Raw genomic sequence first — 16754 nt, forward strand, 5'->3', positions numbered from 1 at the left:
TCATACTCAATAAGTTTATAAAATGAACTTAATTCTATGCTCAAGTTGCTACTTAAATTTGAGTAATTAAAAAGTAGTTTAGCTTTGAAAGCTTTCTGCAATAAAGCTGATATATGAGCTAATCGTATAAAACTTTAGTTTATATTTGTTTTTAAGCGAATTGAATCTTTGTTTTTAATTTTTATAAACACATGTTTTTTAAAAATAAATATTTTAAATGATATTTTTTATATGTTTTTCCACTTAAAAAATCAATAAAAAACGTAAAAATCGTTCAAAAAAAACTACTAATTTCAAAAGAAATTTATTATGTTGTATATACATGTTAAATCATGTAGTGTTCAGTATGTAAAAACCAATCATTTTCTATGGATGAAATTAGCTTGGAATAGGGAGCTAAGGAATATTTTTATTTTAAAAATCCATATATGGATAAATTGAATGGTTTAGCTATATCTAAAGTTTGTAAATGATCTTTTGTATGGCTTAGAGGATGAAAAGATTTCATCAGCATGCGATCTAGATTTTTTAATGGACTTACTGCCACTAGATACAAAAGGATGAGTATATGGAAGATGTAAAAAAAGAGGAAAAAACGATACGTTGGGGGGTCTTTGCTCCAATGTTTTTATTTGTTTTTTCTGCGGTGATTTTAGGTATTTTTCATAGTGAAATGTTGATTGCCTTAACCAAAGATTTTTTTAATTGGTCGTTGCAAAGTTTTGGCTGGTTATATCAATGGATTTCAATTATTGCTCTTATTTTAGTGGGTGTAATAATGATATCGCGTTATGGAAACCTACGTATTGGCGGTAAAGATGCCCAAGCCAACATGAGTTTTGGGCGCTGGTTTGCAATGGCATTGAGTAGTGGTATTGCAACAGGTTTAATTACTTATGGTGCAAATGAGCCAATTATTTATTTTGGTAATATTTATGGTGAGTTGAATCATGTACCTGTTGAACCTCATACGCATTATGCTGCTATTTGGGCATTAGGTCGTTCATTTTATAATTGGGGTTTTATTCCTTATGCAATGTATACCTTATCAGGCTTAATCGCTGCTTATATGTATTTCAATAAAAAGCGTGGATTGACAGTATCTGCGACTTTAGAGCCGATATTAGGTCAATATGCCCAAAATAAATTTGTGGCAAATTTTATTGATGTATTTTCTACATTAGCGATTGTACTTGCTCTTGCATCAGGTTTAGGAACAGGTTTAACAGTTGTTGCTACAGGTTTGAAAATTGCTTATGGCATTCATATTACAACGACAGTATTTGTTGTATTAGGTGTAATGACAACAGCGTTATTCACATTCTCATCTTATTTAGGACTAGATAAAGGTTTTAAAGTTTTAGCAAATATAAAATCAAAAGTTTTATATTTCTTACTTATGCTTTTATTTATTACAGGTCCAACGATTTATATTCTAAAAACCTCAACAGCTGGAATGGCTGTATGGTTAGATAACTTCTTTTTATGGGGATTAGATCCAGGTGATATTGGTGGCGTCGAGTTAACACAATGGTGGACATTATTTGACTGGGCAATGTGGATTGCGTATGCACCATTGATGGGATTATTCCTTGCCATGATTGCTTATGGTCGTACATTAAAAGAATTTATTATTGTCAATTGGATTCTACCTTCTTGTTTTGCTTTGATTTGGTTTGCAATTTGGGGCGGAACCTCATTATATCTACAAGAAAGCAATGTTTTAAATTTAGTTCAAATTATTAAAGATAATGGTGCTGTATCTGGTTTATGGGCATTTTTACAACATCTTCCTTTTAAACTAGGTGTAGTGATCGTGCCATTAATTCTTGTACTTAGTTTATTTGCTTATGCTGTTGCTGCAAATAGTGTAACAACCACTATTGCAGGAATGTGTACTAAAGATGTACCAATTGGTGAAGAAGCACCTGCTTATCAACGTATTATTTGGGGCACATTAATTGGATCAATTGCGATTATTATGAGTGTTTTTGGGGGTGGTGAGCAAGGGATTGATGGCATTAAGTTTTTAGCTGCATGCGGTGGTTTCTGCGTACTATTTATATTTATGTTGCAAGTGTTGTCGATTATTAAAATTTTCTTTTATGACAAACCTGTTGAGTAACACTCACTCGCTTTCTGATCAGATTGAATGGGCAGTCTGATCAGAAATTTCTCTTTTAAAATCAATTTTAAATTTTGACATTCGTTCTGGCGAAGAGCGAAGCTTTGTCAAAATAAAGTACAATGATACAGATACTTAGGGATTAAGTATGGATATTTTATCGAAATTTTTTATATATGCGGACTTATCATTAAAAGATGATAAATTAAAATTAGCTTCTGTTTTCTTATTTGCTTCCTCATGCTTTTTTTCAAGCTTGAGTTATGCTGATGATGTGGTAGAAGAAAGTTTAACACAGAAAAATCGTATAGATTTGGGTGGTGCTATACGAATGCGATTTGATTATGATCCTGACCGTGATATTCGAAAACTAAGTTTTGATACTGCAATTGTAAATTTAGATTTTTATTATGATCAATTCTCAGGGCATGTTGAACATCGTATATTAGGTGGAGCATACCCTTATACTTATACTGATCATATTGGAGATATTAACTTCACAAAGAAAGCTTATTTAGAATATACAGTAGATAAAGAGCAAGCCATTCAAGTGGGTTTAAATCAAGTACCTATTGGTTTTCAGCCTTATTATACGAGTACTGTTATTGAATCTATAGCATATATTGCAGGGATTGAGGATTTATATCGCTTAGGTGTGAAATATGATTATAAAAATGAAAATCATGAATTTTTAGCAGCTTACTATGCTGCAAATCCTTGGCAAGGTAAGGGGACAAGTCGTGGTACTTACTATTCTAATCAGATTGTTTCAGCAGATGATAGTTTAGAAAATGGTACACATTATGAAGAGAAAGATGCTCTTGCAGTACAATATAATTATACTCAAAAAGCTGATCATTGGATTTCAAACTATGGTGTGTCAGGTTATTATTCAAAATTAAAATCAAAAAGTGATTTTGATGAAAATAATGGTGAACGGAAAGTCATTGGATTACATTATGGCTTAAATAATGATCGATTTAGTTTAAAATTAATTAGTTTATATAATCATATTGATACGCCATTCACTCAAACTACTTTAGGTTCTTATGATGGGACATTTAATATTGCCAATCAAGGTGTGATTAGTAGTATTGATATCAATTATAAAATTCCAAAATTAAATATAAAAGACATTAATGATTTTAATGTTTATGGGCATTATAGTCGTTATGACAAATCCAAAAAGGATTTCTTAGATTCACAGCAATTTGTGCTTGGGTCTGCATTTACCTTCAAAAAAAATATTTACATCGCTACAGAATGGTTATTTGGCAAAAATAATCCATATATTGGAGGAAGTGATTATGGGCAAAGCTTGGCTATTGGTGGAAGTAATCAATGGGAAAATCAAGTCAATATAAATATTGGATATTATTTTTAACTAAGAGCATAAATATAAGTCAACTATAGGGTTTATGCGCTATAGTTTTTTCAACTTTTATAGAAGATGTATTTTGTCTAGAATAAAATTTGCAATGCAAAATTTGAAGATTAGTCTAAATACATTCTTCTGTCACTAATAAGTATTTAATAGCTTATTTTTCCTTTATTTAGTCCGTCATAACTAAATCCTATTTAACTTGTTTTAATATATAAGCCTGAAAGGATAATTCATCTTGTAAACTGGGTTCAGCAATAGCAATCATGCGCTGAATACGTTGAGAAATAGACAAGCCACGTAAATCTGCAACACCATATTCAGTGACGATAAAACCGACATCGCTACGTGGTGTTGATACAGGACCTTGTAGCTGTGGTACGATCCTAGAGAATCCTTTACTTGAAGCAGGTAATGCGATAATAGAAGCACCATTTTGTGATTGATTGGCAGCACGAATAAAATCTAAAGCACCACCAACTGCGCCAACATAAGTTTGATTCAGTACCTCAGCATTGACTTGCCCTGTGAGATCAACCTCAATAGCCGAATTGATTGCAATAAATTGTTTGATTGCTGCCAGAACAGCAGGATGATGAGTATATTCTGTTGGACGGAGTTGTACTTCTACACGATTTTGAACAAATTGGTGTAATTGATGAGAACCAGTAATGAGTCCAGTGATGGTTTGACCACAATCAAAACTCTTTTTCTCATTTGTGATGACACCTGTTTGCATTAACTGTGCAACACCATCACTGATCATTCCTGAGTGAATACCTAAGTGTTGATGTTGGTCAAGTGCTTGTAAGATTGACTCAGGAATCGTGCCAAGTCCAATTTGTAAAGTCGAACCATCATCGATTAAAGAAGCTACATTTTTAGCAATCTTTTGTTCAGTTTCAGTAGCTAGGGTAAACCGTTTTGAGATAATTGGACGATCTGTATAAAGCATAAGGTCAAAATCGTCTTCAGTTAAGTAGTCATTTGCATATACCCACGGGGCTTGTTGATTGACTTCTGCAATAACAACACGTGCCTGTCGAATTGCTGATCTTAAATAATCTTGTGCAAGGCTATAACTATATTGACCATGTGCATTTGCAGAAGATACTTGAATTAAAACCACATCAACTTTTAATTTTTGTTGCTCGATCAATGTTGGTAATTGTGAATAATGGAAGGGTAGAATATCTAAACAATGTTGTTGTGCCAACATACGATTATATCCAGCACCACAATAGCTAGAATATTGAATCTGATCTGAATATTCAGCCAAGCAAGTTGGATATTCTGAAATTCCTAAAAAGACATTAAATCGACCGATTTGTGCTCGATTTTGCATTAAATATTCTGTCAAAGTCGTTGGTTCGGCTTGTGCTTGCCCCCAAACCACACAATCATTCGGAGAAATAAACTCAGCTAGATTCAATTGTGTAATATCATAAATTTTTTTCATCTTTGAGCTTTACATTGAGTATCGTAGGTATAGAGGTATGCATTGGATTTAGAACAATATCGTATGCTATTTTGATTGAGACCATGCTGTGTTTAAGTCATGAAAATAGTTGGAAATATTGCCTAAAATTCAAATTAGTTCAGGCAATATTTCCATGATTCAATTTATGAAAAATAAATTTTAAGCTGATTCATGTGATTGGATCGTTTCTGTTGATTCATTCTTTTCTTTATGCAATGTACCTATTTTTCGTGGCGCTGTTTCTCTGATAAATAAACTGACTATCATGCCCACCACAGTACCAACCAGACTTAGATAAAAAATATTTTGAATACCATAATGTTCTGCAACTAAGCCAGACAATACAGGGGCGATGCCACCACCAAAAATTTCACCTGCACCAACGACTAAGCCAATTGAAGATGCAACCAGTCCAGCAGGTGCTGATTCTGCTGCAATTGGTCCTGAAAGTAGTGCAATTAGACCTAAACTGAAAAAAGATAAGGCAAAAAGTAAAATAAATAAACTTGAGATGGATGCTGCTGAATTGGCAAATAAAACAATAAAAATGGTAGAACCAAGAAAACTCAATACTGCACTTAAACGACGACCGAACCAGTCGGAAAAGGCAGGTACAAGGAATTGACCAAGGAAGCCGCCAAAACCAATTGCAGACACTACAAAACCCATTTGTTGTATATTCAGTTTAAGATAGTTTTCTAGGTATAACGGTACCATCGCACTGATCACAAAAACACAAGACATGGTGCAAAATAAGCCGATCATACTTAGCAGAATATTGCGGGTTTTCAAGATCACAGACCAATTGACTTTTTCTTGTTTGGTTTCTTTTTTTTCAGTAATAAGTAGTTTGCCACCCTGAGTTTGTTCAGGTTCTCGCAAAATGAAAAATAGAAAAATGACTAGAACAAAACCTGGAATCGCCACAACCCAAAATACCTCACGCCATGAGGGCAAAAATAACATTAATTGTGTGGCGATAATGGGTCCTAAACCTAGACCAAACAATGCAAATCCACTTTGTTGCAAGCCTTGTAAAGTCCCACGGCGCGAAGGTTTTGCCGCTACAGCCGTTGCTGCAAAACTGGTTGGACAAAACGCACCTTCAGAAATACCCATCAAAGCCCGAATCAGAATTAAACTGGTCAATCCCATTGCAGCACCTGAAAAACCAGAAGCCAACGAAAAAATCACTAAAGAAATCAGTAGGATTTTACGATGTCCAATTTTGTCAGAAAGATGCCCTGAGAAAATCGAAAAAATGCCCCAAGTAATACCTAACGCACCAAAGATTAGACCGACATCCTGATAATTAAGGGAGAGGTCTTTCATGATTGAAGGCAGGAGTGGTGCAATGATCCAACGGTCTAAACCGACCAAACCAAAACCTAAGGTCAGCAGTAAAACGATCTTCCATTCATAGGAAGTGTCCCATTTTTGAATATCCATATGTATTTCCTAATTATCATGAGTAAGCGTTCCTGTTACTCATTTACGTTTTTCTCGGAAATCGATTATAGAAAGATATTTTGTGCTTGATTGTTTGAAAATAACGAACATTCATGTCGAAAAAGTGCTTATTGTTCATTCGTTAAACATCCCTTAATTTTGAAATAGGAAATTTGCAAAGGGAACAACAAATGACTGCTTACACAACAAAATTTGGTAGTTTGAAAGACTACGAAAAAGGATCAATCCAAATTGTTCAGGGTGAAGCAACCAATTACGCTTTTTCAAATGTATTTGAAGTTGCTGAGCATGCAACAGCCTATGACAAAATTGTGGTCGGTCTCAATCAAAAGTATGTGATTGAAACTGTGCGTGCTGAAGGTCAGTCAGTATGGTACACCGCTTCTCATGATGAGTTTGTGGTGGTGATGGATGGAGAAGTTCGTGTTGATTTCCTTAAGCTAAAAAGCACAGTGAATGTTGAAATAGAAGGAACACAGCTTGCTGGTGAACTACCTGATGGTACACCGATGGGTTATGTTGTACTCAAAAAAGGTCATCAAGCAATTTTACCAGCAGGTTCAGCTTATCGTTTTGAAGCAAATGATCCTTCTGTTTTATTAATCCAAACAATCAAGGGACCATTATCATTAGAAAAATGGTCAGAAATTTGTTTGAAATAATCATATTCAAGGAAGAATACTATGAATCAAATTGCACACATCGATCAAGTTGAAGTAACGGGCAAAGATGCTATTACGGGTTATCAGGCATTTAAACTGGGTAATTTCTCTATCACTCGTGATGAATATTTTGCCAAAGTCACATGGGTAGCAAAAGGTCAGGAACATTCACACCTGATGTCTGTAGATGCCTTTTTACGTGCCATCATGCGTGATGTTGCATGGGGTTTTTTCTATGGTTGGGTCAACTTTGACCACGTCATTGGCACACAAAACCACTATGGTAGTGTAGATTTTTACGCAGGGACTTTTAATGGTGTATTAAAAGATGCTGGCGTGGATTATGTGGAAAATTTTGCTACACCTAAAATCATGGCAACTTTTAAAGCCATTTTACATGATTGGGTAAATGCAGGTTTTGATCCATTTGCTGCACCTGAAGAAACTGGTTCTGCATTTGGTCGTAAAAATGGTGAAAATATTGAAGCCATTGATCGTTACCGTATCGCGACTAAACGTATGCCAAGTTTAGAAGGGGATTCTCCACTTCGTGATGATCTGGAGATCAATCGTCAGTTTGCTGATGTAAATCAAGATGAGCCATTAATTCATTGTGAACCTGGTTTTGAAGGTCAATTGGGTGGTTTTAATTTATTTAAATACTTGTCGCGTTCGGATGTAACTTGGAACCCATCGGTGACTTCCGTGTGTAAAGCAAGCTTATTTTGCCCAACCACAGAAGAATATATTTTGCCTATTTTCCATGGCAATGACCGTGTTGAATGGTTTATGCAGTTCTCAGACGAAATCACTTGGGATATCGGCGATAAAGTCGATGGCGCGCCAATCGCTCGTATTGTCATGAAGCCAGGCGATATTTGCGCAATGCCAGCAAATATTCGTCACCAAGGTTATTCAACTAAACGTTCAATGTTATTGGTTTGGGAAAATGCAACACCTGATTTACCAGAAAAATTTGCATCAGGTGAATTAGCTCCTTATCCAGTGGCGTTCTAATCTCTCTATTCCTATCCAAAACAGGGCGTGTTCTCGCCCTGTCATTTCTAAAATTTAGGTTAAATATGAATAATCAATTATTTATTAACGGGCAATTTGTGCCTGCAAAAAGTGGCAATACCATTGATGTATTAAACCCTGCCAATGGTGAATTGATTACCAAAATTGCAGCAGCCGAAGCCGAAGATATTGATCTTGCTGTAGAAGCGGCAAAAAATGCATTTCCTGCATGGTCAGAAATGCCAGCGGCTGAACGTGGACATTTACTATTAAAATTAGCTGATTTAATTGAAGAAAACTTAGAAGAACTCGCTCAATTAGAGTCTTTGGATACAGGTCATCCTATTCGTGATTCACGTCGTTTGGATGTTCCACGTACTGCAGCATGTTTCCGTTATTTCGGTGGCATTGCCGATAAAATTGAAGGTTCGGTCATTCCTGTTGAACAGGGTTTCCTGAACTATGTGGTACGTGAACCGATTGGTGTTGTTGGGCAAATTGTGCCTTGGAATTTCCCATTGATGTTTACTAGCTGGAAGCTTGGACCTGCTTTGGCTGCTGGAAATACAGTGGTTTTAAAACCTTCAGAAATTACGCCACTTTCAACGTTAAAAATTGCTGAACTGATTAAAAAAGCAGGTTTCCCAGATGGCGTTGTAAACGTCGTTCCTGGTTATGGGCAAACAGCAGGACAAAGCCTAGCTGAACATCCAGAAGTTGGGAAAATTGCGTTTACAGGTTCAACTCGCACAGGGCAAGGCATCATCAATGCGTCATCTTCAAACTTAAAGCGTGTTCAACTTGAACTGGGTGGCAAAGGTGCAAACATTGTATTTGAAGATGCCAATATTGATGCAGCAGTGAATGGTGCAGCATGGGCGATTTTCCACAACCAAGGACAGGCATGTATTGCAGGTTCACGTTTGGTCTTGCATGAAAATATTGCAGATGCGTTTTTAGAAAAATTTATTAAGCTTGCAGCTTCTATTCGTCTGGGTGATCCAATGGATCCAAATACAGAAATGGGTCCTTTAACCTCTGAAGCACACCGTAATAAAGTTCTGTCTTATACCCAGATTGCCAAAGAACAAGGCGGTAAAGTACTGCTTGGTGGTGAAGTTCCAGCCGATCCAGCCTTACAAAATGGTTTCTATGTGATGCCAACGATTGTTGAAGCACAACCTTTTGACCGCGTGGCGCAAGAAGAAGTCTTTGGTCCATTTGTTACTGTACTGCGCTTTAAAGATGATGCTGAAGCGCTCGAAATTGCCAACTGTACAGAATATGGTTTAGGCAGTGGTTTATGGACACAGAACATTCACCGTGCGCATAGCTTTGCTCGCAAAATTAAAGCTGGCATGTGCTGGATTAACAGTTATAAACGTGTGAATCCAGGTAGTCCGTTCGGTGGTATGGGTAAATCAGGTTACGGTCGTGAAATGGGCTTTGAGGCGATTCATGACTATACCGAAGCGAAATCGATCTGGGTCAATGTCGATGCAAAAATCCCGCCACATTTTCAGCGAGGTGAATAATGCAAATGTTTAATTATAAGGCACTGCCAATCAACGTCCATTTTGGACGTGGGCGTGCCAAAGAAGTACACAGCATTCTCAATGAATACAATTTTCGTTCTGTGATGATCATCACCACACCTGAACAAGAAGCAGATGGTCAAAAGTTAGCTGAACAATTGGGCAACCTCTGCGTCAGTGTTTATCCCAAAGCAGTTATGCATGTACCTGTAGAAGTGGCTGAACAAGCTATTCTTGAAGCCGAACGTTTAAATGTAGATTGTTGTTTGGCGATCGGTGGTGGTTCAACGATTGGGTTGGCAAAGGCGATTGCTTTGAAAACTGCTTTGCCAATCGTGGCGATCCCAACAACTTACGCAGGCAGTGAAATGACGACTGTGTATGGTATGACGGAAAATCGTTTAAAAACGACAGGAAAGGACATCAAAGTTCTGCCTAAAGTGGTGATTTATGATCCTGAGTTAACACTGACACTGCCTGCAAAAATATCAGCTTGTTCAGGTATGAATGCTATGGCACATGCAGTGGAAGCCCTGTATGCACAGGATAAAAACCCGATTATCAGCCTGATGGCATTGGATTCGATTCGTGCTTTAAAAGATGCTCTGCCTGCTATTGTGCAAGATCCGACGGATATGGCTGCACGTGAAAAAGCAACTTATGGTGCTTGGTTAGCGGGTATTTGTTTGGGGTCTGTTGGCATGGCGATTCATCACAAAATTTGTCATACCTTGGGCGGAACTTACAACTTACCGCATGCTGAAGCACATGCCATCACGTTGGCATATTCAGTTCATTACAACCGTAATGCAGATGTTGCAGCAATGACGCAACTGGCACAGGCTTTGGGCGGAACAAGCCATGAGCAAGTAGGGCAATTGATTTATGAATTGAATCAAAAACTGAATATTTCAATGGCATTGAAAGACATTGGTTTACCTGAAGAAGGTCCACAAACTGTGGCGAAAATCGTCTGTGACAGCCCGTACTACAACCCACGTGCATATGACTACGATGAGCTTGAGCAATTAATGCAACGTGCTTACTTAGGATTGCCGCCAAATTAATTTGGCGGTCATGACAAGGAGGGTGTCATATGTATCAGTTAACACAAGACGTAATCGATAGTTTTTCAAAGATTGAAAATGAACGACAGAAACATTTGATCACGACTTTGGCTGCAAAGTTGCATGAATATATTGAAGATGTGCAATTGAGTCAAAATGAGTGGGAAATGGCGATTGATTTTCTGACGCGTACAGGGCAAATGTGCCATGGACAGCGTCAGGAATATATTCTGCTTTCTGATGTGATGGGTATCTCTATGTTGGTCGATGAAATCAATCATCATCAACATGAGAAACAAACACCAAGCACCGTTTTTGGTCCTTTCTTTATTCCAGAAATGCCTGTCCGTGACTACGGTGCTTCTATTGTTGAACATGCAGATACGGAAACGGAACAGCTCCCATTACTCATCACAGGTCGGGTCGTTGATCCCGACTTAAACCCGATTCAAAATGCCAAGATCGAAATTTGGCAAACTGCCGAAAATGGCATGTATTCAGGTCAGGATGCAGCACAACAATTGGGAAATTTAAGAGGCATCTTCTACAGTCAGGCTCAGGGGGAATATGCGATACAAAGCATTATTCCTGTGAGTTATCAGATTCCATCTGATGGACCTGTAGGTGAGTTATTGAATTTTTCAAAACGCCATTTTTGGCGACCTGCGCATATTCATTTCATGATTACAGCAGAAAATCACCATCGTTTAGTCACACATTTGTTTTTGAAAGATGATCCATATTTGGAGTCAGATACGGTATTTGGAGTGAAAGATGCATTGATTGTTGATTATCAGCGTTGTGAGTATTCAGCAGAAATGGAGCAGAAATTCAATATAGATTCTGCCTATTACAAAGTGGATTATCAGTTTGTGTTGGCAAAGGAGCAGGCGTGATGTCAGCAAAAATTGCATTATGCCAAGTGCAAGATTTTGAACATGAATCTGTCAAGAAAGTTGCCCATCCCTCGAAAGCGGGGCTCAATCTCGTCCTGATTAAAAATGATCAAGATTTTTATGCTTATCATAATATCTGTCCACATTTTTCTGTGCAGTTAGACAACGCCAAAGGGCAGTTTTTTACCTATGATAATCAATGGATTATGTGTGCCCATCATTCAGCGATGTTTGAGATCAAGACAGGTTTATGTATCGATGGACCATGTAAGGCGAACAGTCTAGTACAAGAATCTGTTTATGTTGAAGATGGTAATATTTATCTACAAGATTGTTCGAAAAATATGAACATTTAATTCGTTTCTTTGCGATTTTGTTCTGCTTCAATTTTCATTACATTGACGTTTAGCAAGGATTTTGCTTAAACCTTACCATTATCAAGGAAATGTTATGGTCATTAAAAAGTTAGCATTGGCGGTTGTATTTGTTCCCACTTTATTGAGTGCCACACTGGTTCAAGCTGAAAATGTGAAAAAACCGAATGTGTTGGTCATTGTGGCGGATGATTTAGGCTTTTCAGATACTGAGCCATTCGGCAGTGAAATTAAAACGCCAAATCTTAAAAAATTGGCAAATGATGGCGCGATCTTAACCAATTTTCATGCAGGTCCAACCTGTTCTGTGACCCGTTCAATGCTGTTGACTGGAAATGATAGTCACCAAGCTGGTCTAGGGACGATGGCTGAATATTTACAGCCTGAACAAAAAGGCAAGCCTGGTTATGAAGGTAAGCTGAACCAGCAAGTGATGACTATGCCTGAGATTTTAAATGCTCAAGGTTATGTCTCATTTATGGCGGGTAAGTGGCATTTAGGTGCAACAGAAGACAGTAATCCTAAAGCACGAGGATTTACCAAATCATTCAGTCTAATGCCTGGTGGTGCAAGCCATATGGATGCAAGCCCAATGTTTCCAGGCAACTACAAAGCACGCTATTTGGAAGATGGCGAAGATGTAACATTGCCTAAAGAATTTTACTCGACAGATTTCTATACAGACAAAATGCTGTCTTATTTGAAAAATGACCGTAAAAAAGATCAGCCCTTCTTTGCTTATTTGGCATATACCGCACCACATTGGCCACTACAGGCACCCGATCAGTTTTTAGCGAAATACAAAAATTCATATAAAGAAGGTTATGAATATATTCGTAACCAACGTTTAAAACGTCAGATTGCATTGGGTATTATGCCTAAAGGGACACAAGTCAATAATCCGATTGCATCAGCATTTCCAGCGTGGGATCAGTTAACCGCAGCGCAGAAAGCAGATCAAATTAAGACCATGCAAGTGTATGCAGCCATGATTGATAGCTTGGACTATAATATTGGACGCGTTATAGACTATCTGAAGCAAACAGGTGACTTGGATAATACTTTTATTTTGTTCATGTCAGATAATGGTGCTGAATCTGCAACACCTGAATCATTGGGAACCACTGAAGATAAAAATGGTATCCGTGAATGGGTCGATACAAACTTTGATAACAGTATTGAAAATATGGGTAAAAAAGGTTCGTATGTAAACTTAGGTCCACAATGGGCTCAGGTTGCTTCAACACCACTGCCATATTTCAAAAGCTTTGTTGCCAATGGTGGTATTCGAGTTCCAGCAATTGTCCGCTATCCAAAAATGGTGCAGCATGGTCAGATTAAAACAGATTTAGTCCATGTAAAAGACTTTGTGCCAAGCGTGTTGGAGCTGACAAAAACGCAACGCCCAAACAGTTTTAATGACCATCCAATTTTGCCTTTGGAAGGGATTTCATTCCTGCCAATTTTCAATCAGCAAAAATTGCCAGAACGTTCATTAGGTTGGGAGTTTAATACTCGTCGTGCCTTATACCGTGGTGACTGGGCTTTACAAATGCAAGCACCGCCGTATGGGACGGGCACTTGGGAATTGTATAACCGTACTCAAGACCAAAGCTTCATCAAAAATGTCGCAGACCAACATCCAGATATTGTGAAAAATTTAGCCAGTGAATGGGATAAATATGCACAGCATGTGGGCGTGGTTGAAGCACCTGTTCGTTATAAATATGGTCAAATGAATTGTTTTTATGACACCTGTATTGAACCTGAGTTCCTGAAAAATCTAGGTAAATAATAGGTAAATAAAATGGAAAATGGTCATTAAACTCAGTATTTCAGAGATTAATGACCATTTATTTCTGTTTATCAGAAATCACGTATTGTGTTTTAAATGATTGAAAATAGAGATCAAGGATGATGAATATTTTTAAACTTCTCACATTACCAACAGTTGCATTGGTACTCAACGCTTGTGGTGGGGCACCTACAGAAACACAGGATGTGACATTAGGTGGAAAAATACAATGCCAGCAATATTTAGGTTTACCGCACAATTGGTTAAAGCAACCTGAAGCTGGTATGGTGAAAATTCCGGGGGGAACTTTCCAGATTGGAAACAATCAAAGCTATCCTGAAGAACGGGCGTTATATAAAAGTGAGCGAATAGTTACTGATTTCTGGATGGATGCGACAGAAGTCAGCAATGCACAATTTGAAAGCTTTGTTCAAGCTACAGGTTATATTACTGAAGCTGAAACACAAGGCGAAGCTGCTGTATTTATAACACCACAAGGACAAGTCAAAGAATTGGCTTGGTGGTCATTGGTTAAAGGTGCATTTTGGAAAAAACCTTGGGGACCAAATGCGAGTCGCCAGATTTTACCGAATGAACCTGTGCGTATGATTACCTTGAAAGATGCCATTGCGTATGCTGACTGGCTTGGGCATGAGCTCCCTACAGAGGAACAATGGGAATATGCGGCTAAAGGTTTTACTCAGGCACGAGATGTGAGTGCAGACTTGGAACATATAGATGCCAACGTTTGGCAAGGTGAGTTTCCTTATCAGAATGACAACAAAGATGGTTTTACAGATGTTGCACCTGTCGGATGTTTTAAAGCAAATGCCTTTGGTCTATATGACATGATTGGCAATGTTTGGGAATATACCAACAGCCCATTTACAGGTACACATGATGATCATATGGGGATGCACCAGTTAAAGTCAGAAGAAGCACCTGTATTTAATCAATACACCATCAAAGGGGGATCATTTCTGTGTGCATCGAATTACTGCATGCGTTACCGAGCTTCTGCGAGACATTCACAAGAAGCTGATTTAGGCATTAGTCATGTTGGCTTCAGGACTGTGAAAAAGATCAAATAACTGAAAAAATAATTTAATGGATTAAGCATGAACAAACAAATGACTGTGCTATTGCTCATTGCAATAGCTGCAGGGGTAAACTACGCCTCAGCAAAAGAGATCAACTTTGATGTGACCCTCAAAAATTTATATGCCAAACGTGATTTTGATGCAGCCAATCGAGCTTCGATTGGAAGTTGGAGTCAAGGTGTTATTGCCCGTGCAAATGGTCAACATGAATTTAGCGATGAAACAGCACTTTTGTATACAGGTTCATTGCAATACGCGCAGCGCCTTAGTGAAGATCAGCATCGCAATGATATGATTATTCCATTTGATCAAAATCGTCAGGAGCAGGCATCTGAATACAAAAAAATCGCAGGATCAGTGGGTGTAAAACACAAGCAATATCAAATCAGTTGGGGTGAACAATGGGTAGATACGCCTTTAGCGACAACGGATTATAGTCGACAGTTACTCACAATTTATCAAGGCTGGTTATATTCAGGGCAATTGAATCCGCAACTCAAAGTGGACGTGGGCTATTTAGATAAATTTTCACCAAGGAATGAAGATAAATTTAGAAAAATCACAGTAAATAATCAGGAGTCAGATGGACTTGCTTATCTGGATTTAAAATATAAAGCGTTGCAAGGGAACTTACAAACGCAAATTTTCTTAAGTGAATTGGAAGATTTATATAATCAATATTCTGTAGGTCTGCAATATAAGACACAGATGGATGATTTAAGATTTAACAGCAAATTTAGATATTATTATACGACTGAAAACGGTGCTGAATATTTAGGAAAAATTGATAACCAATATTTTGGTATATTACAAGAAGTCGCTTATGGTCCGAATACTTTCGGAATCGGATTACAAAAGATAGAAGGTAAAAGTGATTTTCCAATGTTGGATGGGGCTGTACCTGTACTGAGCTATGTTAATTGGACACAAGGTACTTTTAACAAAGCCAATGAATTATCCTATCATTTTACGTTTAATCATGATGTCAGTTGGTTGCTTCCCGGTTTAAGCGTAATGGCACGTTATGTCGATGGACAAAACTACATAATCAAAGGGCAAAAAGGGTATGATGAAAGCGAACTTGATTTTATTGCAAATTATCGAGTAAATGAAGGTATGTTGAAAGGTTTGGGTTTCCAATGGCTCAATCTGAACTATAAAAATGATGTCCAAGGCAGTTATCAGGAAAATCGTTTCTTTACCACCTATACGCTGAAATTTTAAAGTATGACTATTTTGAAATAGAGGGAATTTCCCTCTATTTTTATTTGATCGGTGTGGGTTGATAGGCAAACAATTTAACCGCATCGGTGGTTTTATTCCAAACAGATAAAGTTCGATTTTTTAACTGCATCGGAGCGCCTTGCAATAGTAAACTGGCTTCAAATACACCAAAAACTAATAGACTATCGGAATATTCCACAACATTTTCAATTTTATAATCAATAGTTTGATAAATATAAAACTGATTTTCTAATTTATCCATATAGCTTTGCAGTGTATCTACTCGAGCACTACTGTGTACATAAGTTAGAGCAGGGTCACAAAAGTTTTGAAAAGCAACATAGTCCTGATTTATCAATGCTTGGAAACGATCTTGTTCAGCTTTTTTGACCATCTCAATATAATTCATTGCATTTTATCCTGTATGCGAAAAGCGTATTTTATTGGAGATCAGTGTGTTCATTTGTATTTAAAAGGGAAACAAATTGTTTGTAGAAATAGGATAATGAGCGCTAGGCGAATTAAATATACTAATGATAAGTTTTTGACTGTAGACACATGGACATGATTGACAAAAGTGTAATGCCTTTAGGAAATGTACTTTCACAAATCAAGGACGGTTCAACCG

The 16754-nt window shown here is 37.5% G+C and carries 14 protein-coding genes; 11 read left to right on the plus strand and 3 right to left on the minus strand.

Going from position 1 to position 16754, the window contains the following annotated elements:
- The first annotated feature begins 568 nt into the window (after window positions 1–568).
- Window positions 569–2125, plus strand: coding sequence for a BCCT family transporter (locus C9E89_RS17400; RefSeq protein WP_107009600.1), 1557 nt, complete (start codon window positions 569–571; stop codon window positions 2123–2125).
- A gap of 148 nt (window positions 2126–2273) precedes the next feature.
- Window positions 2274–3509 carry a hypothetical protein gene (locus C9E89_RS17405; protein WP_228199060.1) on the plus strand — a complete coding sequence of 412 codons (1236 nt, stop codon included), beginning with the start codon at window positions 2274–2276 and terminating at the stop codon, window positions 3507–3509.
- A gap of 190 nt (window positions 3510–3699) precedes the next feature.
- Here the strand turns inward: C9E89_RS17405 and C9E89_RS17410 are convergent, their stop codons facing one another.
- Both C9E89_RS17410 and C9E89_RS17415 read right to left on the minus strand, forming a co-directional pair.
- Window positions 3700–4965: an acetyl-CoA hydrolase/transferase family protein gene (locus tag C9E89_RS17410; RefSeq protein ID WP_107009601.1), complete on the minus strand. Its 1266-nt coding sequence runs from the start codon at window positions 4963–4965 to the stop codon at window positions 3700–3702.
- 180 nt (window positions 4966–5145) lie between these two features.
- Window positions 5146–6435 (minus strand): MFS transporter, encoded by a 1290-nt coding sequence (locus C9E89_RS17415; protein WP_171405167.1) that lies wholly within the window; start codon window positions 6433–6435, stop codon window positions 5146–5148.
- A 191-nt stretch (window positions 6436–6626) separates the two neighbouring features.
- Here C9E89_RS17415 and C9E89_RS17420 point away from each other — a divergent pair, with 191 nt between their 5' ends.
- From C9E89_RS17420 to C9E89_RS17460, 9 genes are all read left to right on the plus strand, one after another.
- Entirely contained in the window at window positions 6627–7118 is a 492-nt protein-coding gene (locus C9E89_RS17420; RefSeq protein WP_107009602.1) for a cupin domain-containing protein, read from the plus strand.
- A 21-nt stretch (window positions 7119–7139) separates the two neighbouring features.
- Window positions 7140–8135, plus strand: coding sequence for a hydroxyquinol 1,2-dioxygenase (locus C9E89_RS17425; protein ID WP_107009603.1), 996 nt, complete (start codon window positions 7140–7142; stop codon window positions 8133–8135).
- A gap of 65 nt (window positions 8136–8200) precedes the next feature.
- Window positions 8201–9670, plus strand: coding sequence for an aldehyde dehydrogenase family protein (locus C9E89_RS17430; protein ID WP_107009604.1), 1470 nt, complete (start codon window positions 8201–8203; stop codon window positions 9668–9670).
- Window positions 9670–10737: a maleylacetate reductase gene (locus C9E89_RS17435; RefSeq protein ID WP_107009605.1), complete on the plus strand. Its 1068-nt coding sequence runs from the start codon at window positions 9670–9672 to the stop codon at window positions 10735–10737. The genes C9E89_RS17430 and C9E89_RS17435 overlap by 1 nt, the downstream gene beginning before the upstream one ends.
- A 29-nt stretch (window positions 10738–10766) precedes the next feature.
- On the plus strand, window positions 10767–11633 hold the full coding sequence (locus tag C9E89_RS17440; RefSeq protein ID WP_107009606.1) for a dioxygenase family protein: 867 nt from the start codon (window positions 10767–10769) through the stop codon (window positions 11631–11633).
- On the plus strand, window positions 11633–11989 hold the full coding sequence (locus C9E89_RS17445) for a Rieske (2Fe-2S) protein (RefSeq protein ID WP_107009607.1): 357 nt from the start codon (window positions 11633–11635) through the stop codon (window positions 11987–11989). The genes C9E89_RS17440 and C9E89_RS17445 overlap by 1 nt, the downstream gene beginning before the upstream one ends.
- A gap of 94 nt (window positions 11990–12083) precedes the next feature.
- Window positions 12084–13802 carry an arylsulfatase gene (locus C9E89_RS17450; RefSeq protein ID WP_107009608.1) on the plus strand — a complete coding sequence of 573 codons (1719 nt, stop codon included), beginning with the start codon at window positions 12084–12086 and terminating at the stop codon, window positions 13800–13802.
- A 122-nt stretch (window positions 13803–13924) separates the two neighbouring features.
- Window positions 13925–14893, plus strand: coding sequence for a formylglycine-generating enzyme family protein (locus tag C9E89_RS17455; RefSeq protein WP_378227503.1), 969 nt, complete (start codon window positions 13925–13927; stop codon window positions 14891–14893).
- A gap of 27 nt (window positions 14894–14920) precedes the next feature.
- Window positions 14921–16126: an OprD family outer membrane porin gene (locus tag C9E89_RS17460; RefSeq protein ID WP_107009610.1), complete on the plus strand. Its 1206-nt coding sequence runs from the start codon at window positions 14921–14923 to the stop codon at window positions 16124–16126.
- A gap of 40 nt (window positions 16127–16166) precedes the next feature.
- Here the strand turns inward: C9E89_RS17460 and C9E89_RS17465 are convergent, their stop codons facing one another.
- On the minus strand, window positions 16167–16535 hold the full coding sequence (locus tag C9E89_RS17465; RefSeq protein WP_107009611.1) for a nuclear transport factor 2 family protein: 369 nt from the start codon (window positions 16533–16535) through the stop codon (window positions 16167–16169).
- Window positions 16536–16754: the final 219 nt, after the last annotated feature.

The sequence above is a fragment of the Acinetobacter sichuanensis genome (assembly GCF_003024515.2).
In the GTDB taxonomy this organism is placed as follows: Bacteria; Pseudomonadota; Gammaproteobacteria; order Pseudomonadales; family Moraxellaceae; genus Acinetobacter; species Acinetobacter sichuanensis.